Source organism: Pontixanthobacter luteolus (assembly GCF_009828095.1).
GTDB classification, from domain to species: Bacteria; Pseudomonadota; Alphaproteobacteria; order Sphingomonadales; family Sphingomonadaceae; genus Pontixanthobacter; species Pontixanthobacter luteolus.
In genome coordinates this window covers 552,337-576,022 of record NZ_WTYP01000001.1, presented here as the reverse complement: position 1 = coordinate 576,022, position 23,686 = coordinate 552,337, and the positions used below count along the sequence as shown (strand labels likewise).

The window sequence follows — 23,686 nt, the reverse complement described above, 5'->3', positions numbered from 1 at the left end:
CCCCTACCTCCCGGACACGATGGCTACGTAAATGACCGGAGCGCAGCACATCGATTGCGGCGTTAACCAACGCATTCAAATCACAGCAAATGCGCCGCCGCCAAAGGATCCGCATCGATGTCGAAGAAGTTGATGACCGCCTTTCTGAACAAGAGCGTGACCGTGGGGCGGCTGGACGTGACCTTTGCCGACCAAGATACTGCCAGTTTCGGCCAGCTCAACCCTGACTACCCCGACATCGCGATCCATCTGACCGATCATAAGGTGCCGCGTGACATTATCGTTGATCCCCGTCTCGGCGCTGCCGAAGCATTCATGGCCGGACGCATGAATGTGGACCGCGGTGACATAATGGGCCTTGTCCAATTGCTGCGCGCGAATGCACCATGGGATCGCGGCGGGGCTTTGGGCAGGCCAAGCACTTTGCGGCGCCTGCGCAACAGGCTCGGTTTCGCAATGGAATCGCTGAACGGGTCAGGTGCTGCGAAGCGCAATGCAGCGCATCATTACGATATCGGCAACGACCTTTACCAACTGATGCTCGACCAGCAACATATGCAATACAGCTGCGCCTATTGGCCATCGGACGACATGACCTTGGACGAGGCTCAGACCGCCAAGCTGGCTCACATTGCCTCGAAACTTGCCCTGTCGCCCGGTCAGGAAGTGCTCGACATCGGTTGCGGCTGGGGCGGAATGGCAATCTATCTGGCCAGTCACGCGAATGTCTATGTGCGCGGGATCACGCTGAGCGAGGAGCAGCTGGAGCTTGCAAAACTGCGGGCTGCACAGGCAGGGGTCAAAGACCTGGTCACTTTCGAGCTGGCGGATTACCGGACATTGCCGAAACGGGGCAAGAAATACGACCGGATCGTTTCAGTCGGAATGTTCGAACATGTCGGGCGGCCGCAATTCGACACGTTTTTCCGCTGCTGCGCGAACCTGCTCAAGGCCGATGGCGTGATGCTGCTGCATACTATCGGACGCATGGGCGGCCCTGGGGTCACCGATGCTTTCACGCGCAAATACATCTTTCCTGGCGGTTATATCCCGGCCTTGTCCGAAACCCTGGCGGCAAGCGAGAAATACCGCCTGATCGCGAGCGACATCGAGACGCTGCGCCTTCATTATGCCAAGACTTTGCGCGAATGGTATGCGCGGTGCCTGCAGAACCGCGACCGCATTACCCAGATGTATGACGAGCGCTTTCTTCGCATGTGGTTGTTTTACCTATCCGGTGCCACCGCTGCGTTCGAGGGCGGCGGGATGTGCAATTACCAGGTCCAGTTTTGCCGTAGCCGCCATGCATTGCCGCTGACCCGCGATTACATGGCTCAGGCCGAAAGCGCGTTGCTGACCCAGCCTGCCCGCGCCCTTCCCAATGCGGAAAATTAACTAAGACCGGCTACTCCTGAAATCACTCGAGCCGCAGCCAGGCCCCAAATGTGCCGGCTGAAAAAAGCGCTCGTATAACAGGTCGCATGAGGAAAGTCGGTTCACTTGCCGCAAAGGTTTGTCACCCTTGATTTATTTCGCGGTCTCGCCGCGATAGCCGTGCTGCTTTTCCATGCAGAGCGAGTGGTTCCGCGCGGATATCTGGCGGTTGATCTGTTCTTCATGTTGAGCGGATTCGTGCTTTATCGGGCCTATTCGGACCGCCTCGGGGACTGGAATCAGATCGGTGATTTTATTATTCGCCGGATAATTCGCCTGTATCCGCTGATGCTGGCGGGCGCGGCGATCGGGCTGCTCGTCAAAGGCGGGTCGTGGTGGGTCTTGCTGCTGGTTCCGACCGGGACGAATCTGCTCTATTTCGAAAACGTCGTGCTTTGGTCGCTTCTGCTAGAGGTGTTCGCCAGCATCGCGTTCGCCCTGCTCTTCCGGTTTGGCAAACCCATCGGCATTGCGTTTGTGCTGATCGGGGCCATTGCGCTTGCATCCAGCGTGCAGTTCCATGGCGACGCCAATCTTGGATTTCGGTGGGAAACGTTCTGGCCCGGTGTGGCGCGGGTGATGTTCGGTTTCACCCTTGGGGTTGGAATTGGCGCGTTCTTCAAGCCTGAGAGGATCAGAACCAGTGGCTGGGGTTATGCGCTCGCCCTGCCGCCTGTCCCATTCCTGATGATGCCGGCTGGCTCAATCATGCCCGACCTTATCGCCATATTTTTCGTATTTCCGGCAATTACGATACTGGGTGCCAACATTCAGGTACCAGAAGCCAAATCGGCCATCTGGCTCGGTTCGATGTCATACGCATTCTACGTCATTCACTTCCCGTTGCTCCGCCTGGCGCAGCAATATCAGGTTGCAACCATCTGGGTTCTGGCGGGATGCGTCATCGCGGCATGGCTGCTCGAACGCTTCTATGACCGAAATGCCCGGCGTTTTCTCACGATGGGGCTAGATGCCCTGCAACGGCGATACCGGACGCGGTCCGGGCTAGCGAATTCAGCTGCCTGAGATCACGCTCCGGTTCGTTTGACCATCCGGTAGACGGGTCCGAAACCGACGAAAGCCGCGCCCAGAAATGGCAGGGCCACCGCCCACAGCCTGACCCCGGTCACACCATCCGGGCTGGCGATGCTGATCGCTGCGGTCATCGCCAGACCAAGGCAGATCAACAAGAGCCCCAGGACCAGCCGCCAGTGCGGCACCGGATAATCCCGCTTGGCCGGCCCACTACCCCGTTCGAACCTGACGAAAATCATGATCAGCGGCAGCGTCACCACAATATAGAGGGCAAACCAGATTGGCCGTGCCAGCCACCAATCTGCGGTGCCGGGTTCAACGCCGAGCCCAACCCCGCCCATTAGCCAGGCAGCAATCATCACCAGCACAAATGCGGTCAGATGCCACAGATAGATGCTCATGATCATCCCGTTCATCAGGACCACCCCGGTCCAGATGCCAATTCTATCAAGCATCCGCCGTGCGGGCTTTTCGAAAGAAAGCGCGAGGCCCGTCTGCATGATACCAAGCGCCATCAAAGCGATTGTGGGCGGCATCGAATTGGTAATTTCCGCCCCGGGAACCCCGATCATCGCGACCGGATACGGGCCAATGCCAACGAGCAGCAAGAGCAGCGCCAACCCGCCAAGGAACCACAAAAGCGCCGTGGCCCTGCTGTCGAACCGGCCCTCGCGCCAGGCATAACCGAGTTGGTGGATTCCCACCCAAACGAACAGGAAGTTCAGGAAATTGACATAGGGCACGCCGTAGAACAGCGTGAGAATATCGATCAGTGCAGCGCACGCCGCCAACCACGCAAAGCTCCACAATCTCGCCTTGCGCCAGAACGCATATGTGAGCGGCGCCAAGGCGGTCACCAGCAGATAAACCGCCAGAAACCACACAGGGATCAGCGCCAGTTCGGTCGCCATTCGGACAATCGCGCGCTCGATTCCCAATTGCGTGCCGAAAAACGCGATAATGCCCCAGACCAGCAAGACCGGAAACACGGGATTGATCAGGCGCTGCACGCGGCTGGCGAACCAATCCGAATAGTGACCGTTTTTCGCGCGGGTCGCGGCCCAGCTGACTCCATTGGAATATCCGCCAACGAGGAAGAAGATCGGCATGACCTGAAAACCCCAGGTCAACCACTGGCTCCACGGCAAGATGCCCAGCAAATGGCCGCCCTGCACCGCTCCGCTTTCATCAAGATACGGTGCCGCAACCAGCCAATGTCCGATCACGACTGCCAGAATAGAGAACGCCCGCAGGAAATCGACATATCGGTTGCGTTCAGGCGGTGCCTGCTCGGCCATCGCCCGCGCCCTGGCCCAAAGTCCCGCCATATGCTTAAACCCCCTCTGGCGCGCCAACAATTCCGCAGCGCACCGCGGGATATAGCAAGCAAATCCGGTTTTCCTACTCCTGATCAAGGCGATACGTGCAGCGTATGTCCTGCGCTAACACCTTCAGCAATGCCGTCTCCGCCAAGCCATTCAGATTGCAGATCACGAGTGCGCGCAGCGGTGGGAAACTTGCTTCTGGACTGTGTTCCATGTGTTCCAAGCTGTTGGATTTGTGGCGATCGAAAGCGCATGGCCCCATAGCTTCACCCGCCCTTAGCGCTTCTTCATTGCAGCGCGGTGGCGGGGCTGATACCCGCCAGCCCAAATTGCATGAAGGTTGAACAATGTCCGACGTAAAAAAAGTGGTTCTGGCCTATAGTGGCGGCCTCGACACCAGCGTAATTGCCAAATGGCTGGAAGTTGAGCGTGGCTGCGAAGTGGTTACCTTTACAGCCGATCTCGGACAGGGTGAGGAAATCGAACCGGCCCGCGAAAAAGCCCGTGCGATGGGCATCCCCGACAAGCATATCTTTATCGAAGACCTGCGCGAAGAATTCGTGCGCGACTTCGTTTTCCCGATGATGCGCGCCAATGCCCGCTACGAAGGGGATTATCTGCTTGGCACCAGCATCGCGCGCCCTCTGATTTCGAAGCGTCTGATCGAAATCGCACGTGAAACCGGCGCTGATGCGATCGCCCACGGTGCGACCGGAAAAGGCAACGATCAGGTGCGTTTCGAACTGAGCGCATATGCTCTTGATCCCGACATCACTGTAATCGCTCCGTGGCGCGAATGGGATCTGGCCAGCCGGACCGCGCTCATCGCATGGGCAGAAAAGCACCAGATCAAGGTTCCGCAGGACAAGCGCGGCGAAAGCCCCTTCTCCACCGATGCGAACTTGCTTCACACTTCGTCGGAAGGCAAAGTGCTGGAAGATCCGTGGGAGGAAACACCCGACTACGTCTATTCGCGGACCGACAATCCGGAAAACGCGCCGGACACTCCGAAATACATCACGATCGACTTCGAAGCCGGCGATGGCGTGGCACTGAATGGCGAGGCGATGAGCCCGGCTACATTGCTGACCGCACTGAACGATCTCGGCCGCAAACACGGTGTTGGCCGGCTCGACCTGGTCGAAAACCGGTTTGTCGGCATGAAGTCACGCGGGATGTACGAAACGCCGGGCGGCGAAATCTACGCACGTGCCCACCGGGGTATCGAACAGATCACTCTGGATCGCGGCGCAGCCCACCTGAAAGACGAGCTGATGCCGAAATATGCAGAGCTGATCTATAACGGTTTCTGGTTCAGTCCCGAGCGCGAGATGCTGCAGGCGGCAATCGACCTCAGCCAGGAAAAAGTCAGCGGCACCGTTCGCATCAAACTCTACAAGGGCAACGCAGACGTTGTCGGCCGGAAATCTCCGAACTCGCTGTATTCGGAACGGCACGTCACGTTTGAAGACGATGCCGGCGCCTATAACCAGCAGGACGCCGAAGGCTTCATCAGGCTGAACGCGCTGCGTTTGCGGTTGCTCGCCAAGCGAGACAGGTAAACTTGCGACGAGCTGTTGAGTTTTCCACCCGTGTCCACAGGGAATATTGGACAAAGTGGATAACTCAGCCGTTGATCTCTTGCGCGACTCGTTTTCGAGGAGCAGCTTTAAGTCATCGGAAGGGCAAGAAAGCTTCCTCGGTTGACGGTCTAACGACCTGAAAACGAAGAAAATTTCAAACCATTCTGAGGTAGCGGCGACTGTCCGCGCGGCTCTTGAGGGATACCTGCAGAAGGTTTCGACCGGAAGCAAGTACACCGCTTGAAAGAGACGCGATAGCAAGCCGCTGCGGGCCGGAAACTCCGGTTCAAAATCGAAGAGCATGCCAGAGCTTCGGCAAAGGTATTCTCGTTTGAGATGGCGAACCATTATGGGGTTGAAGGCTGCGGAACCGGAAGAAAACGCAGACGATCTTCGGATGGAATGCGAAATCGGAAGGAACCGGATGCCGGTGCGAGCGCCGGTGACAGAACCGAACCGAAGGCAGGCCGGAAGGCTGAAAGTAGGTCCGGGAAAACATCGGAGGCCAAGTGCTTTCCAGAAGATAGGTCGCAAGACCGGTCATCAGGAAAGCCCACGCTTCGGTAAGAGTGGGGTCGGTAGCAATACCGGCCCCATTTGCTTTTCGGGCTGCCAAGAGTCGCCGGATGGAGCCCAAAACGCGACAAATTGCCTGTTTTGAGGCAGATTTGGTATTCGCTGCAGTGTAAAAGCCCCACATGCAGAGGGTTCTGATAAAGAAGAGCGCCGCCGGCCGCTTCATCGCGGCATCGCTCGTCACCGCCTTGACGGTTTGTGGTTCGCTCGGCGGCCCGGCAATGGCCGACCCGGGTTTCTCCCCGGTCTCCGACGAGATCTTCGAAGATCGCTTCGCCCGCTTCGAAGACCTCCCGCCAGCACCCGACCCATCAGGCAACGTGGTTGACCTCACTCAAATCGACCCGCCGCTAGAGATAGAGGAAGCGAAGGACGCACGTTCCCTTGGTTCGGGCGTTGCATCCTATTACGGACGTCGCTTTCATGGCCGCAAGACAGCCAATGGCGAACGCTTCAACATGAACGCTCTCACAGCCGCGCACCGAACGTTGCCTTTTGGGACCGAGGTGCGCGTAACAAACCCTCGAAATGGCAAGTCAGTCACCGTCCGGATAAACGACCGAGGGCCCTTCGCACGTAGCAGAACGATTGATCTCAGCCGTGCTGCAGCGACGGAGATCGGCCTCATCAAACGGGGACACGGTACCGTGGAACTGGAAGTTCTGAATCCTTAAGCCTCGCCAGGCTATCGCAAATCCATTGCGAAAGTGAGCATCACTCCCTTGCGGCTGAACCCGTCGCTCCCGGCGTCGATCACCTCGTCAAGATAGCGAACTTCATAGTCCGAACTGTTCAGGTTGACCTGCATCTCCAGCGCGAGATGCATATCATCACGCTGCAATCTGCGCTGCAGGACAGGTGACATGTCGATGCGCAATTCGGCCTGAACGCTGCTATCTCTCAGCGTAAAATCATTTCCGCCATCGCCGAATTGCAGCTGATCCTGCCCCAAACGCAATTCCACTTTCGGCCCGCCCTTACTTCGGTAAGAAGCGCTGGCGCTGTAGAATGCGCTCTGGTCCCCGGAACCCACTGAAGATCGCTGATCCACCACCAAGGCATCGCCGGAGATGGCCCAATCACCCAGATTGAAGCTGTGAGAGACCAAAAACTGTGTGCTGCTGCTATCGCCGCGCAATTGGTCGGCGGTATTTTCCGAAGTGAAGTTGACCAGGCTATCGCCGATTGGCGTCGTCCACAGGCCCATTACGTCCAGGCTTTTGCGAACCGATGTCGCTGGCGAGGCAGAGCCGAAACGCATGCCGTGCCGGGTTTCGAAACCAACCGAAAAATGCTTGGGCAGGAGCGACTTAAACCCGGTGTCCTCCATCGCCAGCAGCGGTGCCGCGCTATAGAGGTCGAATTCCAGATTGATCCGCTGCGAGCGCGAACGCGACTGCGAAATCGTGACAAATTCATTCGGGATCGAAGCGCGGTCGCTTTGCGAAAAGCCTATTCCGACACCGGCATAACTCAGGCTCAGCTTCCTGCTTTGCGAGCGGGTGAACTGGAACCGGCTGGAATTGAACGACGCCTTCACCTTGACATCGCCAGCGCGGAATGTGGTGCGTAACCGGTCGCTCGAGCCCGGCGCGGCGAACAGCCGGTCAAAGCGTGATACGTGGTCGAGGCGGTAGTCATCGCTCGCCCGGCGCATTTCGGCGGAAACCGTCCAGCCCAGTTTGCGCCCGTCGATCAGCTTTGCATCGATCTTGTGCGCCTGAGCAAATCCGGTCGCCTGGTTCTCACGCGCCGGGCTCAGCACGGTGGCAGCGATCGGGGTTTCCCAATTGCGGCTCCACCCGATTTCGCTTTCGATCTTGAGGTTTTCGTCAAACAGCGAGCTTTTCATGCCCAGCGAAGCCAGCGTGCCTTCGCGCACGAAGCCTGGGCGGTATGACTGCATCTGCCGGTCGAGCGTGAGGCTTTCGTCGGTTCCGCGGGCGAACGCGGCACTCACGCGGATATCGCCGCCGGGCAAGTCAAAGCGGCTCGCGACATCCAGCCCGGCCGAGGTGTCGGCATACGGGCAGAGCGTCTGCCCCAATCCGCCGCCAGCGCCAATTTGCAAGCCTGCGCCGGTCCCGCACGCCGCGCCGATTTCGGCGGAGGGCGTTACTTCGAACTGTTCGGGCGCTGCCTGCGTCCCTTGCGGAAGCTCAACCGCCTCCTGCGCCAGAGCCGCAGCGGGACAGCACATCGCGGCCAGCGCCGCACCGCCCAGCATGGCCGCATTCACCCTGCGCCGCGCATTGGCAGCGGGGCTGGCAGCCTCATTGGCGGACACTGCCGCCTTGTTCAGAATTTCGAGCCTGTGCACGGGGTGAGTGCGGCCAGCCAGGCATTACCGCCCGGCCAGCCGCCCTGCACTTATTCCGGGCGCACGCGGCAAACGGCGGTTGCCTTGCCGCTGGGCGTGATCACCATGCGCGTGTCGCGGGTGAAGCCGCCTTCGAAGTTGCAGCCAAAGCCTTCCAGCTTGACCGCTTTCGTCAGTTCCGGCCCGTCGACAACATCCATGTTGCACACCAGCATGGCGTTGCCGCTGCTGGTGATGACGCGTGTCGCGCCGTCATCGGTCTGGATCACAACGGGCTGTCCGTCGATCTCCACAATCCCGCCGCAACTCGACTGGTTGATTACCAGCGCGGCATTATCGGATTTCGCAGCCGCCGGCGCGGTGCCAATTGCTGCAGTCATTGATACCGCGAATGCGGCCAAAATAGTCTTCTTCATAGTGTCCTCCTATCATGCGAATGCAGACAGGTGACGTTGCGCTGTTTTGTTGTCCCCCCGGCAAGTCACCTCATCTTCGACTCGCGACCGGGGACCATGGTAAGCTGATATTCACCCTGTTATTGGCGAAATGCGACACACGCGCATTGGACCGCCCGCTAGCCGGACGCGGCCGCCCCGGCCCGCAGCCGCGCCGCAAGATCATCCTCGCTGCACAGGGTCCACCATTCCCCCACCCCGGCCTCGAACGCTTCGAGCTGGAGGGATTCGACATCGCCCGGCTGCGTTTCAGGGGGCAAGGCCATGGCATGAGGGGCCGCCGCGCCGCGCGGGCGGGCATTTTCCATCCGTTGAAGCCGGTTGCCCAGCCACTGGCAGTCACGCGGCCCCAGATCGGCACGCGGATCGGCGCAGGCCCCGCCGCAATCGGGGCACCGTGCCCCCGCCGCCGCCCCAAACGCCGGTGCGCTGGTTTGCCGAGGGGAAACCCTACAGCTTGGAACACATGGAACACTGTCCTGATGATGATTTTCCGAGAGGGTTTGCGGCCCGGTTTCCGGCAATTCCTCCCCCTGGCGCAAGGCGGCGATCTGTTCGTCAAGCAGGGGCAAGGCCGCCGCCACTTCGGCGCGCTCAGCCAGCCGGTCGAGCCGCGCAAGATGCGCCAGCAGCAACCGGTCTGAATAGCGCCGCCGCCGCGCGATCTCCTCCCCGTGATAGAACACCGGCTCCTCCACCCCGTTCAGCGCGCGGTCGGCCAGCACCTGCTCGGCATGATCACGCGCCGCCAGCAAAGCCGCATCCCACGCCCCCGCAAAAGCCGCAGAGCCCCGCCGCGCCCGGTAGGCTGTCTGCGCAGAGACCGAAGCCGCACGGCACGCCAGCCGGACATTGCCCGACAGCTGGAGACTGGCCAGAAAATCAGCCTTGCGCCGAGCGGTAAGAATAGTGCCCCCCGCCCCATGCGGGCCAGCGGTGGGGGCAGGAGTGATGGCGACGAGAGCGTTCATGCGACACCTCCCACGCTTCCTGCTGGCGCTGCCCGGCGCGGGGCGCCGCAAGGGCGACCGCCCGCCGGCCGGTTAGGCCGCAAGCCAAGCGAACGGACGTGAGCGCCGGCGCTTGAGGCTAAACAAACAAATGCGTTCATGGTTCACCTCTGTGGAATGGAGTGAACCGGGTTAGTTATACTGAGGATGGGAATTAGGAAAATTTAAAATGCCTTCGCGACCTTCGCAAAAAAGACCTTGAACCCGACTAGATCTTTCTCCTCTTGTGGGTGGTGTCGCAAATATTCGAGATACGCGCGCTTTAGTTTTTGCCGAGCATTCTTCCGTACTTTATGGTCGCCCGACATCATCGCATTCACATCATCCACATTTATTGCGTTGACTGACACCTTCAAGGCATCTGGCAATAAGCCCTCAATACATTCGCAACCCGCACGTTTTTGTCCAACCGGCATGAAATCAGAACCTTGTGTCAGGCCCAATCTCAACAGCGAGGAGGACAATTCCTTCTCCGCATCTAAATCGAAGGTGATAAACACCCGCCTGAACTTATTAATCATGAAGCGAAGTAACGCTGTATTTTTCAGCGCATCCTTACCCTCGTAGGGCACAATCTCCACTTTATCTGGTATTTTGTATATGTTGGGATAATTATCTCTAAATAGCTCAAAATACTCCTTATCGATATCACCTTCTACAAGAATAACTTCTGAAGAGCTGGCTGAAAATGCTTGCTTCCAATCATGAAATTCGCTCTTTATGACACCAAGGTTCTCGGCAAATGGCGCCATCCAATCTTCGTCATCCGACTTAACTAGTATTGTTTCACGGGGCATTCTCCTGAAAAGGCGACGCTCAAGAAGAAAGTTAGCACGCGGATCACTTTGATTTAGCATATAAGGGCTATGCGTTGTTGCGACGATCTGCAGCCCAAACTCGTCAGCCAGATCATTCAGGATTTGACCAAATTCTGCCTGCGCAGAGGGGTGTAGGAAACTCTCCGGTTCCTCAACTAAAAATATAGGCGTAGACTTGTTTGTATCCGATGCAGTTTCTTTCGAATGCTGCGCGTCCAAAATTGACATGAAAACTCGAGTTCTATTTTGAGTTCCAGCCCCCCACTCCTGGAGCGCCACCTCCGAAACTTTGTCACTAAGCTTCATTTGCAGTGGAAATTTTGAAAGCTTCTCGCCACCTAGTGCGGTCAATTCAACATGAATTCGATCCTTGGTTTTTCCAAGAAGCTTGTCCAACTCCGCTTTGTGCTGTTTAGCCGCCTTTCGAACTCGGTTCTGGAGGTTCTTCTGCGCAGCCGCAATACTTTTTCGGTCGTCAATCGAAAAATGCGCTTCTAATATTTCGACAAATGAATCGCCAACGAAATAAAAACCTTTTTCATTCTTGGTAGAATTGTGGATAGTCAAATTATTTGTCGCCCGAAGCTTCTTAACAATCTCATCAGAACCTCGTTCATCTTGTGGCACGCCATCGATATAGCATGATAGTTTTACAGTTTCATCCTTTGAGAAGACAGCTCTGGACTTGAGCTCAATAGATTCTTTCTCACCCACGTCATCGCTGAAGCGTTCAACGAAACCAAATATCTCTGAGTCGTCCGACTTACTGATTAGTAGGTCTATTGAGACGTCGATGCTCTCACCGGCATCCGCCCACTGTGTGAAATCCCGATCATATTTTATCGAATTTTCTGAATTGTATGGAAAGCCATCATTAGCACCGCTTTTCAAAAAGTACTCAATTATTCGAAATACTGACGTTTTGCCGCAGTTGTTCATACCAGAAATGGCCGAATATCCCGGCCCTATTTCAAACTTGAAATCGACGAGTGTCTTAAAATTTCTAGCTGATATAGATTTCACTTGCATCAACAACCCCCGAGGACATTTCTGGATGTCGAACGGTCCACCTTCGCGACTTAAAAAACAATGCTTTGGTGAAATTTGCGTGTGGAAAATGTGGCTCTATTGTTTCGACCTGCGTGGCCGGTCCGTGTTCACTGGGGCCGGTCGGTCGGAATGCTTTATCACACCTGGAGTAATGTTTACCCGCCCCAAACGGCCCTCACATCGCGTTCCGCGCGCACCGCTGTGTGATCTTCTGCATCTCCGCTTGCTTTTCGCCAAAGGCGTCGGTCAGCTTGAGGCCGCGATTGTCGAATTCGCGTTTCATGCAGCCGCAGATTTGCGGGGCCTTGGCCTCCAGCTCAGCGGGGAATTGTGCGCGGGCGACGCATCGCGAGACGAAATCTTGGTCCAGCCGCTTGTCCACCTCCGCCCCGACCTCGTCGCTCGCGGAAAAACTGAAGGCGACCAGGAAGCCAATCACTGCGGCCCCGACTAATACCAGCCATTTCATCGTGTGTGCCCTCCCAAGCCGCTCCGATATTATGCCGGGAAGGATGCGCTGGCAAAGTTAAGATCGGGTTTGCCGGGGGCTTGCCCCGCCTTCAGGGGTTCTTCCAGTCGAACAGGTGCATTTGCTGTGCGGCGAAGCTGAACAATGCGGTGGCGCTCATCACGAACACCAGGATCACGGCCACCACGGCGTTGCCCGCGGGGGCATATCCCAGCGCCCCTGCGGTAAAGACGCCTGCGGACAGTGTCCCTGCCGACCAGGAGGTGACATTGTGCACCATCCCGATGGCGCGCCAGTTTGCCGCCCCCACCCTCAGGTAGAACAGGCCCATGGTCAGGCCGACCAGCACCATCATGCCCGCGCCCGCCAGGTGGAAGGCGAACAGGGCCTGCTGCTCGCTGGCCCCGTAATGAAGCGCGGCGATGGGGACCAGCGGGACAACCAACATGGGATAGGAGCCGATGAGCAGCGAGCGGCTGTGCATGCGGTCGGCCATGCCCACCTCGCGCCCGCCCATCACGAAGGTGAGGAATACGGTCACGAAGCCGATCAGCACGACGGCGATTTCGGCGGTAGTCAGGAAGAAATTCTCAAGCTGCATTGCGCGGCCCCCGTCGCAGGTTTGCGGCGCGGCCCTTTGTGCGATCCTATCGCTTTACGGGACGGCGTCAATCGGGGGCCTTGCAGTGCAGGCGGGGGCTACTCGGCGGCTTGGGCTTCGGGCTTGCTCGCGCGGGCCAGCATCGGCTTGAGATACTGCCCCGTATAACTCCCCTTCACCTTCGCCACATCCTCCGGCGTGCCTTGCGCGACGATCTCGCCGCCGCGCACGCCGCCGCCGGGGCCGAGGTCAAGCAGGTGGTCCGCGGTCTTGATCACGTCCAGATTGTGTTCGATCACCACCACTGAATTGCCCTGGTCAACCAGCCGGTGGAGCACTTCCAGCAGTTTGCGGACGTCTTCGAAATGCAGGCCGGTGGTCGGCTCGTCGAGGATATACAGCGTTTGCCCGGTGCTGCGCTTGGACAGTTCCTTGGCCAGTTTCACCCGCTGCGCCTCGCCCCCTGACAGGGTGGTTGCCTGCTGGCCGACCTTGACGTAGCCCAGCCCCACTTCGTTCAGCATGTGCATCTTGTCACGGATCGGGGGCACGGCCTTGAAGAATTCCTCCGCATCCTCGATCGTCATGTCCAGCACATCGGCGATGGACAGGCCCTTGAACTTCACCTCCAGCGTTTCGCGGTTGTAGCGTTTGCCGCCGCATTCCTCGCACGTGACATACACGTCGGGCAGGAAGTGCATTTCGATCTTGATCAGCCCGTCGCCCTGGCACGCCTCGCACCGGCCGCCCTTCACGTTGAAGCTGAACCGGCCGGGTTTGTAACCGCGTGCCTGCGCCTCCGGCAGGCCGGCGAACCAGTCGCGGATATTGGTGAAGGCGCCGGTATAGGTCGCCGGGTTGCTGCGCGGGGTGCGGCCGATGGGCGATTGGTCGATTTCGATCACCTTGTCGCAATATTCGAGGCCGGTGACCTTGTCGTGCGCGCCCGCGATCACCCGCGCCCCGTTCAGCGTGCGTGCGGCGCTGGCATAGAGCGTGTCGATGGTGAAGCTGGATTTGCCGCTGCCCGATACGCCGGTGATGCAGGTAAACGTGCCCAGCGGGATGGCGGCGGTTACGTTGTTGAGGTTGTTGGCCCGCGCGCCGTGCACGGTCAGCTGGTGGCCGTTACCCTTGCGGCGCTGCTTTGGCACCGAAATCTCGCGCCGCCCGGTCAGGTAATCGGCGGTCAGCGACTTCTTGGATTTGAGCACCTGTTTGAGTGTGCCCTGCGCCACCACCTCGCCCCCGCGCACACCGGCGCCGGGGCCCAGGTCGACCACGTGATCGGCCTGGCGGATTGCGTCTTCGTCATGCTCCACCACGATCACCGTATTGCCCAGATCGCGCAGGCGTTTGAGCGTTTCCAGCAGGCGGTCATTGTCGCGCTGGTGCAGGCCAATGCTGGGTTCGTCGAGCACATACAGCACGCCCGACAGCCCGCTGCCGATCTGGCTGGCGAGGCGGATGCGCTGGCTCTCCCCGCCGCTCAGCGTACCGCTGGTCCGGTCGAGGTTGAGGTAATCGAGCCCGACATTGTCGAGGAAACCCAGCCGTTCGTTGATTTCTTTCAGGATGGCCTTGGCGATCTGGCTCTGCGTGGGGTTCAGCTTGCTGTCGAGGGCGAGGAACCAGTCCTTCGCATCGGACACGCTCATCCGGGTCGGTTCGGCGATATCAGTCGGGTTGTCTTTCGGGCCGATTTTCACCGCCAGCGCTTTCGGGTTGAGCCGCGCGCCGCCGCAGGTCTCGCATGGCTGGCTGGTCTGGAACTTGCCCAGTTCCTCGCGCATCCACGCGCTTTCGGTTTGCAGAAGGCGGCGATTGAGGTTGCCGATCACCCCTTCGAACGCCTTGTGAACGGTGTATTCCTTGCGCCCGTCCTTGAACGTCAGCGGCACGCGGTTGCCGCCGGTGCCGTGCAGGATGATCATCTTCTGATCCGGCTCCAGATCTTTCCACGGAGTGGTCAGATCGAATTCATAGGCCTTCGCCAGACTGCCGAGCACCTGCATGTAATAGGGCGATGGCGGATTGCTTTTCGCCCACGGCACCACCGCGCCCTTTTTCAGGCTGAGTTCTTCGTTGGGGACTACCAGCTGCGGGTCGAACAACTGCTTTTCCCCCAGCCCGTCGCATGTCGGACACGCGCCCTGAGGGGAGTTGAACGAAAACAGCCGCGGTTCGATTTCCTCAATCGTAAAACCGCTGACCGGGCAGGAAAACCGCTCTGAAAACACGATCCGGTTGGCGGGCAGCCCGGCGCCTTTCATCTGGCCGCCGGAAGCGTCTTCATCCTCGCGCCCCGGCACCGTACCATCGGCTAGGTCGACATAGGCCAGTCCGTCGGCCAGCTTAAGCGCAGTTTCGAAACTGTCGGCAAGGCGCGTTTCCAGCCCTTCCTTTACCGCCAGCCGGTCCACCACCACTTCGATGTCGTGCTTGAACTTCTTGTCGAGCGCGGGCGCCTCCTCGATCGGGTAGAGCTCCCCGTCGATCCGCACGCGGGTGAAGCCCGCTTTCTGCCATTCGGCCAGTTCCTTGCGGTATTCACCCTTGCGGCCGCGCACGACCGGCGCAAGCAAATACAGCCGCGTGCCTTCGGGCAGTTCCATCACCCGGTCGACCATGTTGGACACGGTTTGCGCTTCGATCGGATCGCCCGTGGCCGGCGAGTACGGAACACCCACGCGCGCCCACAGCAGGCGCATGTAGTCGTAGATTTCCGTGACAGTCGCGACGGTCGAACGCGGATTGCGGCTAGTGGTCTTCTGCTCGATGGAAATGGCCGGCGACAAACCGTCAATGTGCTCCACATCGGGTTTTTGCATCATTTCCAGGAATTGCCGCGCATAAGCGCTCAAGCTCTCGACATAGCGCCGCTGCCCTTCGGCATAGATCGTGTCGAATGCGAGCGAGGATTTGCCGGAGCCCGACAGCCCCGTAATCACGATCAGCGCATCGCGCGGCAGGTCGATATCGACACCCTTGAGATTATGCTCACGAGCACCGCGGACTGAAATTTTTGTGAGAGCCATGACCTGCCAAGTGGGTATTGGGTGAGAGAGAGTCCAGTGGACTGGTGAATACCGCGCTCTTTAACCCAATGTTCTGCAAATGTTCAAGTGCTCGGCTGAGCGCTTGACGGGTTAACTTGCTTCCGTTCAGGGCAAGGAATCGGTCCGGCAACGACGCACCCGATCAGTGCGCCAACGCCTGAAGCGTGGCTGACGAACGCTGAAGCGTGGACCGATAACCCCGCCCGCCCGTTGATTAGGTGAATGTAAAGGCGGCGTTTTCCCCGGTTCGCCCATCAGGTCGCAGAACCGGACGCAACGCCCAATAGAAAGGAACACCTACATGCCATATGGCTATATCACCCCGTACCGCAGCCCATCCGACAGCCCGGAGAAACCGCAAGCCGATTCCGGTCAGGATCGGGACACAGAATTCAGGGCACCGCTTCTGGACGATGCAAACATCACCATCGAAGAGAATGCGTGATCGCCTATCCGTCAAAGACCAGATCACCAGCCCCGCAAATCCTGCCCAGATTACGGTTCGAGAACCGCCGGCAAGGTATCGCACCGCTTATTACCCGGCTGAAAGACCGCCGCAGACGCCGCCGGCAAGCCAAGCTGGCCCGCACGTTGAAAGGCGAACGGGTTCATATGCGCAAGCGCAAGATCGCGCTCGCGATGTCCGTCAGCGCAGCCGGCATACAGGCCGCAGCAAGTGGCGCGGTAGAACCCCAGTTTAGCAGCTCGGCGCCGCAGGCATGGATGATCGAGACACGCACGCAAACCGACTCCATGAGAGCCAGCGCGGAACTCAAGCGCGCCATGATGGAGGAGGAAGGCGTCCGGCACGACGTGTACCGCGATGTTGCGGGCAACTTGACTGTTGGCGTCGGCCACCTCGTGACCGCGTCGGATGGACTCAGCTTGGGCGATACTATCTCGGACGAACGGGTCATGGAACTGCTCGAAGCGGATCTCGAACACGCCGAAAAAACAGTTAGCGACCTTGTCGGCGATCTTCCGCTTTTCCAACACGAATTCGATGCGCTGGTCGATCTTGTGTTCAACGTGGGACAGGGAAGCGTCTCGCAAGAGCGTAGCCCAAAGTTGAACGAGGCTATTTCAGCCGGCGACCATCAATCCATAGCCGATGAACTGCATTATCATTCCGCAGGCGGCGCGACCGCAAAAGGCTTGATCTATCGCAGCGAAAGACGTGCAAATATCTTCCTGAACGGTTCGTATGAAGATCCGCGAATGACGGCCTGAGGCGGCCTGAAACTGGAAACAAAAAGAGGGGAAGGCAGCGACGCCTTCCCCTCTTTAGTGCAATCCGGATACGCGAAGATCAGTCTTTCTTGCCGACCGACACGCCTCTGAAAGTTGAGCGGCCGCTTGCGTCATCACGCAGCACGTCGAACACGGCACCATATTCCGCGGCATCTCTGCCGAAGAAGTGGCCCCTCATGCTGCCGCGGAACGGATCGTTTTGCTGCGTCGAACCGAAGAAGCCATTGGTGGCGATGCTACCGTCGAAAATCGCAGTGCCGATGAATGTATTGGCCGCATCAGCCTGACTCATGTCCAGCGTCATCACCAGCGAGCCAGCGGCAAAGTCGGCAGTAAGCGCGCTGGTTCCGCCGATTTCCCCGACATAGCCGGTTGCGGAGTTTTCGCCGTCACCGAACACGATGCCCGAATAGCTTGCTGACCCCGCCTTTGGCAGCGCCGCCGCAGCCGTTTCGACACCGAACACGAAGTAATAGCTTTCGTTACGGTCACCCTGCGCGCTGCTTTCCCGCAGGTTGAGCTGCGCGAACGAGGAATAGGTCAGTTCGAGTACGGGGTTGCTCGCACCCGGTGTAAAGATGAACCCTTCGACCGCAGTGTTGCCGGTCGTCCGGTAATAGGTCCGCGAAGCAGTGGATTCGGCCGCCACGATATTCGCATCGGACAGCGTGATAACCTCTTGCTCGTTCGGCGCGGCAAAGTTTTCTGTTCGGAAAACGAATTGCCCGTTGGCCGGATCGAAGGAAATACTGGCTTCGCCTTCGTAAATGCCGGCCCGCAGGCGGCGGCCCACCATGTCGAGCGGCTCAGTCGCGCCGGCCAGCGTCTGATCGCTGGAGAGGATGCTGTCATCTTCTTCACCGATGAATGTTCCGGCGGCGCGGTCAGTACCATCGCTCGCTTCCCAGGTCGCGCCGACTTCCTGTGCATCCGGGCCGTAGAACAAGCCGTCGAACGTGCCGGTGTAATTGCCCAGCCCGTCAAAGGCCAAGGTGCCGGAGAAATCGCGCGCGCTCGATCCGATTGCGCCAGTGCCGGAAAGCGAACCCGAGCCGGTAAATTGCGGGACACCGGACAGGAAAATCCGTTCCTCGAAGGTCAGCCCGCCGGACAGGTCCAGCGTCATCGAGCCGAAATCGACACGAAGGACACCATCACCGCTGATCCGGACCGGATTGGCGATGTCGTTATCGACCGCTGTTCCGCCAAAGCTGAGACGGTAAGCCGCGCTGCCGGTGGTCGGCACATCACCCGCCGGTGTCGCAAAGCCGTAGGTAAAGAAGGAATAGCGATAGTCAGGGTTTTGATCCGGGCTGAACAGGCGCCAGGCACCGGCCTGGACATAGGTCAGACCGCCAGAATCGAAACTCGCGGTATCCTGCGGGCCGAGCGTTTCGAACCGCTGGTTCTGTACCGAATACACCCCCGTGGTGTCGTCAGCGCTGAACACGAATTCGTTACGGTCTGCGTCATAGCGCAGCAGCAACGCGCTCTGCGTCACGTTCTGGGCAGAGAAACTGCCAGCTGGCTGCTGCCCGCCAACCGATCCGTTCAGTGCGAAATCAAGCACCCGTTCCTGAATCGAGAACGACTGGCTGTTGGTCAGGATGTTTCCGTTCGGGTTGAACTGGGAATTGGGCGGCGTTTCATCACGCCGGCCCATGATGGTGCCAGTGGCAACGCGGCTGTTGTCACCGTTCTGGGCCGACCATGCAGCGCCGATTTCCTCTGCCCCGGGGCCGAACAGGCGCCCGGCGATTGCACCGTCGAACTGACCGAAATCCTGCAGGGTGAATACGCCGCTGAAACTGTTGGCGCTGGCAGAAAGACTTGCCTGTCCACTGAAAGAGCTGGCTCCGTTCTGGAACGGTGCGAGCGTCAGACTGCCGATAAACACCAAATTGCCGCTGGCGAAATCAACGCTGGCCGTCCCGGTACCCGCAAGGCCCGAGACATTGTCGCCCGTGGTGATCGCGCCAATCAGGTCGATAGCATAGTCAGCAGATCCGGTGCGCGGCACGTCTGCATTGGGGGTTTCGACCCCGTAGACGATCGAATCAATCGAACCCGCACCAGATGTCGTGCCAACTTCTGTGCGCTGCCAAAACGCGCTGCCGACATATTGGTAGGTAATCGGGCCGGATGTGCCCGGCCGCGTCAGGGTCAGCGAATCCGTCCGGTCTCCATTGGTTTTCACATAAACGATCGACCCGGTGTTGCTTTGCGCATTGTCGATATCGCTGGCGGAGAAGGTAATCGTGCCGGTCGGTGTCACCAACTGGTAGCTGCTGTCGTTGGCGTTGTAGGTGATCTGCGCGGTGATCGCTTGCTGCGACACAGTGCGGTTCGTGCCGTTGACAGTCAGGGATGCGCGCGTCGCGGTGTTGGTGAAGTTCTCGCTCTGCAAAGTGCCGAGCAGGTCCGAATTGCCGCTGCTCGGTGGGGGAGTCGGTGTCGGGGTCGGGGTCGGGGTTGGCGTTGGCGTGCCACCACCACCACCGCCTGTCGGGGGCGGCGTACTGACTGTTCCGCCGCCTCCGCCGCCACAAGCAGCCAGTGTAAGCGACATTGCGCAGACCGTAGCCTGCAGTGCGACCCTGTAATTCTTCATGGTTTTTGCTCCCCAAAACCCTGGGCGGCGCAAGGTCCGCCCGCAATTATAGACCGGAAAGGATGGCATGTGCGCCGAACGCTCTGCCCCGCATTCACGGCAATTCGGTCAGTAATAGTCTGGAAAACAAGTGTCTCATTGTACCATAGCGTCATCGTTCAATCAGAATGCAGCAGCCACCCCGAATTCCGCTGCTAGGCGCTGATAGTCGTAAATTTCCACGGTCGAGAAATTCCGTTCGAAGCTCACTTTGGCGAGCGGCGCGAAGGCACCAATTCTCAAATCCCTGAACGTGCCGGACAGGCTCGCGCTGAACCGGTCATCGACCCGCCGCGTGGGATACAGGAACAGCCGCTTGTCGGCCTCGAGACGGTCATAACCTGCGCGCAGCACCGCCGTTGTCCGGCCCAATTCGCGGAACAGATAGGTGTTCAGGCTGCCGCTTGCGGTTGAGTACCCCGGATCGTTGGCGACTGCGCGATAGCCCGACAGGCCAATCCCGCCGCCGAACTTGCTGGTAAATGCACGGTCGAGACCGATTTCAAGCTGGTATCGATCGTTCGAACGCAGATCGTTCAGCCGGTCTTTCGTGCGGATCGCCGCGCCTTGCACATTGATCTGCGCCCTTTTGCCCACCGGATGCCGGTAATTGGCGGTCGCGCCATAGGACACGGTGTAAGGATCGCGCCCGAACCACCGCCAGCTGGCCGTGGCGGCGATGTCCAGACGGTCTTTCCCGATGGCAATCTGCGGCCCTGCCTGGATGGACGCGATATAATCATCGAAGTCGCCATTTTCGTAGAACCGCCCATTCGCGCTGGCCCGAACCAGCAGCTCTGCATTCTCTGCCAATCCGGCCTTGAGATAGGCCTGCCCGCGGGCAGCGATGCCGATGCCGGATTTTTCCTGCGCGTCTTCGGACAATTGGAAATCGCCGATGATCGTGCCAAGCGTATCGGACCGGGTCGCGCGGTTGATATTGCTGTCCGGCGCAATCGCGAAGTCGATATTGAACCCGAATGGCTTGCGGGCATTGAGCGCGCTGGCATAGAAACGAACCAGCCGCTCAACCTCTGGCGGGAGGCCCGCCGCCTGCGCCGCCCGCAGTTCCTTTTCTGCCGCGCCGAGATTGCCCATCATCGCCTGCATCCGTGCCAGCTCTACCCGCACACGCGCGGTATCGGGCTGTTCGTCGAGTATCTGGCGCAGCAGCACAGCCGCACCGCGATAGTCCTGCTGCTGATCGGCAAGCATCATTGCGTGCCGAAAACGCGCTTCGTTCCGCAGCGGCATATCCGGCAGTTCGGTAAGAGCGGTGTAAGCCTTCGCCGCGAGATCGAAATTCCCGGCAGCACGCGCTTGTTCTGCGAATTCGAACAGTTCCGCCGGGCTCAGCGTGTAAACGTCCTGCGCGGCTGGCGCGCTAACGCCTGCTGCCTCAGCAGCAGCGCCCCCGGAGTTTTCCTGGGCGGCAAGCGGCGGACTAATTGCACAGATTGCCGCAGCGGCAAGGCAAGGAAAAACGTTCCTGAACATATGGATGCGACCCCATGGAGAAAAACGGAGGCTCATTTGGCGGCCAAATCCGGCCTTGTCCAGCCGCGAAAAATGCTGGTTAAACAGAGCTTGGCAGCTCGTTTGCCCGTCGCGCGTAATTCAGCAGGGCGACCCCGCCCGTTCGACAAACGGCGTTCCTGCCTCGACCGACTATCCGCCTTTAGTTTGCAATTTCGGTCAATCTCCGGTTCAAGCAGTGTCAGTTATCAGGGGTTGCAATGGACCGCGCGGGGAATCCATCCCTGCTGCACCTACCCAGAAAATATGGAGAGTCAGATGAAGGCCCAACTTATGGCCGCAGTCGCTGCGAGCGCATTGCTTGCAGGATGTTCACAAGCCAACGGAGGCGACGAAATGGCCAGTGCCAACACCGCCGCACTTCCTGCAGAAAATGCCGTGCCCGAAGCGACAGGCTATTTCGCCGCTGAAAGCACTTTGCCGTTCGAAGCGCCCGATTTCAGCAAGATCTCCGATGATGATTACCGCCCGGCGTTCGAACAGGCGATGGCAATTCACAGCGCCGAGATCGATCAGATCAAGAACAATCCAGATGCACCGACTTTCGAGAACACGATTGTCGCACTGGAACAATCCGGCGCAATTCTGGGCCGCGTGGCCCGCGTATTCTTCGCGCTGACCGGTTCCAACACCAACGACACGCTCAATGCCGTCCAGACCGAGATGGGTCCCAAGCTTTCGGCCCACTCCGATGCGATAACGCTGGACCCCGTGCTGTTTGCCCGGGTCAAAGCGGTTTACGACAATCGCGCTGCGATGAGCATGACGGTTGAAGACGCGGCCCTGCTGGAAGACACCTACGAAGGTATGGTCCAGGCCGGCGCCATGCTGACCGCAGAGCAGAAGGATCAGGTCCGCGCGATCAACACCAAGCTGTCAGAAGTAACCAATGAATTTGGCAACCGCGTGCGCGAAGGCACCGTTGCCAGCGCGCTGATCGTCGATAGCGAAGAGGAGCTGGCCGGCTTGTCGCCTGCCGCGATCGAAGCCGCTGCAAAGCTGGCTGCTGAGAAGGGCATGGAAGGCAAGTATGCCATCGCGCTGCAGAACACCACGCAGCAGCCATCCTTGCCAGCGCTGGAAAACCGCACGACCCGCGAAAAGCTGTTCCGCCTCAGCGTCGACCGTAATGACCAGCCGGGTGAATACGACACCCGTATGCTGATCGCTGAAATCGCCCAGCTGCGCGCCCAGAAAGCCGCGCTGTTCGGCAAGCCCGACTGGGCCAGCTACGTCATGTATGACCGCATGGCGAAACAGCCGCAGACTGCGCTTGATTTCATGGAACAGATGGTTCCCGCACTGGCCGCAACCCAGCGCCGCGAGGCTGCGTTGCTCAACGAGAAGATCGCTGCCGAGGGCGGCGATTTCGAAGTGAAGCCATGGGACTGGTATCGCTATGCCGAAAAGGTGAAGGCTGAAAAATACGCGTTCGACGAAAGCGCGGTTGAGCCTTACTTCCAGCTCGACAAGGTACTGGAAGACGGCGTGTTCTACGCTGCAGAAAAACTTTACGGTCTGACATTCCAGAAACGCACCGATCTGCCGGTCTATCACCCTGACGTCAGCACCTACACCGTGTTCGACCGTGATGGCAGCGAATTGGGCATCTTCTATTTCGACCCATTCCAGCGCCCGTCCAAGCGTGGCGGCGCATGGATGAGCAATTTCGTGGATCAGAGCTATCTCAACGGCACCAAGCCGGTGATCTACAACGTGCTCAACATTCCGAAGGCTGCCGAAGGTGAAGTCCAGCTGGTCAGCTTCGACAATGTGAACACGCTGTTCCATGAATTCGGCCATGCGCTGCACGGTTTCTTCGCGGATCAGAAATACGCGTCGATTTCGGGCACTGCCACGGCGCGCGATTTCGTCGAATATCCCAGCCAGGTGAACGAGGTGTGGGCAACCCACCCCGAAATCCTGTCGAACTATGCCAAGCATTACGAAACCGGTGAAACCATCCCGGCAGAACTGATCGAGAAGATCGAACGCGCGGCCAAGTTCAACCAGGGCTATGATTTCGGTGAAGTCGTCGAAGCGGCTCTGCTCGACATGAAATGGCACGCGCTGAGCGCAGAAGAAGCCGCTGCGATCAAGACGCCCGAAGATGTCGACGCGTTCGAACGTAACTCGTTGGAAGAACTGGGCCTTGAAATCGGCCTGGTGCCGCCGCGTTATCGCAGCAGCTATTTCAACCACATCTTCTCCAGCCCGACCGGCTACAGCTCCGGCTATTACAGCTATCTGTGGACCGAGATGCTGGACCGTGACAGCCGTCAATGGTTCATGGACAATGGCGGTCTGACCCGTGAGAACGGCGATCACTACCGTGCCACCGTCCTCAGCCGCGGCGGGACGATGGACTATTTCAAGATGTTCGAAAATTTCGCCGGTCGTCAGCCGGACGTGACCCCGATGCTGGTTGCGCGCGGCCTGACCGGAGACGATTCTGCTGCCGACGCTGCCACCACTTCGGATGGCAAGCTGCCGACGAATACTGTTTCGAAGTAA

The 23,686-nt window shown here is 58.9% G+C and carries 17 protein-coding genes; 7 read left to right on the top strand and 10 right to left on the bottom strand.

What is annotated here, in order from left to right:
• The first annotated feature begins 117 nt into the window (after positions 1-117).
• Positions 118-1,395 carry an SAM-dependent methyltransferase gene (locus GRI43_RS02740; protein ID WP_160729560.1) on the top strand — a complete coding sequence of 426 codons (1,278 nt, stop codon included), beginning with the start codon at positions 118-120 and terminating at the stop codon, positions 1,393-1,395.
• A 105-nt stretch (positions 1,396-1,500) separates the two neighbouring features.
• A complete protein-coding gene (locus GRI43_RS02735; RefSeq protein ID WP_160729559.1) occupies positions 1,501-2,460 on the top strand; it encodes an acyltransferase family protein in 960 nt (319 codons plus the stop codon).
• A 2-nt stretch (positions 2,461-2,462) separates the two neighbouring features.
• Here GRI43_RS02735 and GRI43_RS02730 read toward each other — a convergent pair whose 3' ends face one another.
• Complete coding sequence (locus GRI43_RS02730) at positions 2,463-3,797, bottom strand: acyltransferase family protein (protein ID WP_160729558.1); 1,335 nt, start codon at positions 3,795-3,797, stop codon at positions 2,463-2,465.
• A gap of 344 nt (positions 3,798-4,141) precedes the next feature.
• Here GRI43_RS02730 and GRI43_RS02725 point away from each other — a divergent pair, with 344 nt between their 5' ends.
• Together GRI43_RS02725 and GRI43_RS02720 are read left to right on the top strand one after the other, a co-directional pair.
• Positions 4,142-5,356, top strand: a complete 1,215-nt coding sequence (locus tag GRI43_RS02725) for an argininosuccinate synthase (protein ID WP_160729557.1) — start codon at positions 4,142-4,144, stop codon at positions 5,354-5,356.
• A 719-nt stretch (positions 5,357-6,075) separates the two neighbouring features.
• Entirely contained in the window at positions 6,076-6,627 is a 552-nt protein-coding gene (locus GRI43_RS02720; protein WP_235903583.1) for a septal ring lytic transglycosylase RlpA family protein, read from the top strand.
• Between the two features lie 11 nt (positions 6,628-6,638).
• Here GRI43_RS02720 and GRI43_RS02715 read toward each other — a convergent pair whose 3' ends face one another.
• From GRI43_RS02715 to uvrA, 7 genes are all read right to left on the bottom strand, one after another.
• Positions 6,639-8,273, bottom strand: a complete 1,635-nt coding sequence (locus GRI43_RS02715) for a hypothetical protein (protein ID WP_160729556.1) — start codon at positions 8,271-8,273, stop codon at positions 6,639-6,641.
• Between the two features lie 50 nt (positions 8,274-8,323).
• Positions 8,324-8,689 (bottom strand): hypothetical protein, encoded by a 366-nt coding sequence (locus tag GRI43_RS02710; RefSeq protein WP_160729555.1) that lies wholly within the window; start codon positions 8,687-8,689, stop codon positions 8,324-8,326.
• 158 nt (positions 8,690-8,847) lie between these two features.
• Positions 8,848-9,699, bottom strand: coding sequence for a hypothetical protein (locus GRI43_RS02705; RefSeq protein WP_160729554.1), 852 nt, complete (start codon positions 9,697-9,699; stop codon positions 8,848-8,850).
• Positions 9,700-9,902: 203 nt separating this feature from the next.
• On the bottom strand, positions 9,903-11,585 hold the full coding sequence (locus GRI43_RS02700) for an ATP-dependent nuclease (protein ID WP_160729553.1): 1,683 nt from the start codon (positions 11,583-11,585) through the stop codon (positions 9,903-9,905).
• A gap of 196 nt (positions 11,586-11,781) precedes the next feature.
• Positions 11,782-12,075, bottom strand: a complete 294-nt coding sequence (locus GRI43_RS02695) for a hypothetical protein (RefSeq protein WP_160729552.1) — start codon at positions 12,073-12,075, stop codon at positions 11,782-11,784.
• Between the two features lie 91 nt (positions 12,076-12,166).
• Positions 12,167-12,676, bottom strand: coding sequence for a hypothetical protein (locus GRI43_RS02690; protein WP_160729551.1), 510 nt, complete (start codon positions 12,674-12,676; stop codon positions 12,167-12,169).
• Positions 12,677-12,774: 98 nt separating this feature from the next.
• The gene (uvrA, locus tag GRI43_RS02685; protein ID WP_160729550.1) at positions 12,775-15,714 is read right to left on the bottom strand and encodes an excinuclease ABC subunit UvrA; all 2,940 of its coding nucleotides are present in this window, start codon (positions 15,712-15,714) and stop codon (positions 12,775-12,777) included.
• Positions 15,715-16,036: 322 nt separating this feature from the next.
• Here uvrA and GRI43_RS02680 point away from each other — a divergent pair, with 322 nt between their 5' ends.
• Positions 16,037-16,180: a hypothetical protein gene (locus GRI43_RS02680; RefSeq protein ID WP_160729549.1), complete on the top strand. Its 144-nt coding sequence runs from the start codon at positions 16,037-16,039 to the stop codon at positions 16,178-16,180.
• Between the two features lie 167 nt (positions 16,181-16,347).
• Positions 16,348-16,965: a lysozyme gene (locus tag GRI43_RS02675; RefSeq protein WP_235903582.1), complete on the top strand. Its 618-nt coding sequence runs from the start codon at positions 16,348-16,350 to the stop codon at positions 16,963-16,965.
• Positions 16,966-17,044: 79 nt separating this feature from the next.
• Here the strand turns inward: GRI43_RS02675 and GRI43_RS02670 are convergent, their stop codons facing one another.
• Together GRI43_RS02670 and GRI43_RS02665 are read right to left on the bottom strand one after the other, a co-directional pair.
• Positions 17,045-19,597: a transferrin-binding protein-like solute binding protein gene (locus tag GRI43_RS02670; RefSeq protein ID WP_160729548.1), complete on the bottom strand. Its 2,553-nt coding sequence runs from the start codon at positions 19,595-19,597 to the stop codon at positions 17,045-17,047.
• 162 nt (positions 19,598-19,759) lie between these two features.
• Positions 19,760-21,133: a surface lipoprotein assembly modifier gene (locus GRI43_RS02665; RefSeq protein WP_160729547.1), complete on the bottom strand. Its 1,374-nt coding sequence runs from the start codon at positions 21,131-21,133 to the stop codon at positions 19,760-19,762.
• A gap of 297 nt (positions 21,134-21,430) precedes the next feature.
• Here GRI43_RS02665 and GRI43_RS02660 point away from each other — a divergent pair, with 297 nt between their 5' ends.
• Positions 21,431-23,686, top strand: coding sequence for a M3 family metallopeptidase (locus GRI43_RS02660; protein WP_160729546.1), 2,256 nt, complete (start codon positions 21,431-21,433; stop codon positions 23,684-23,686).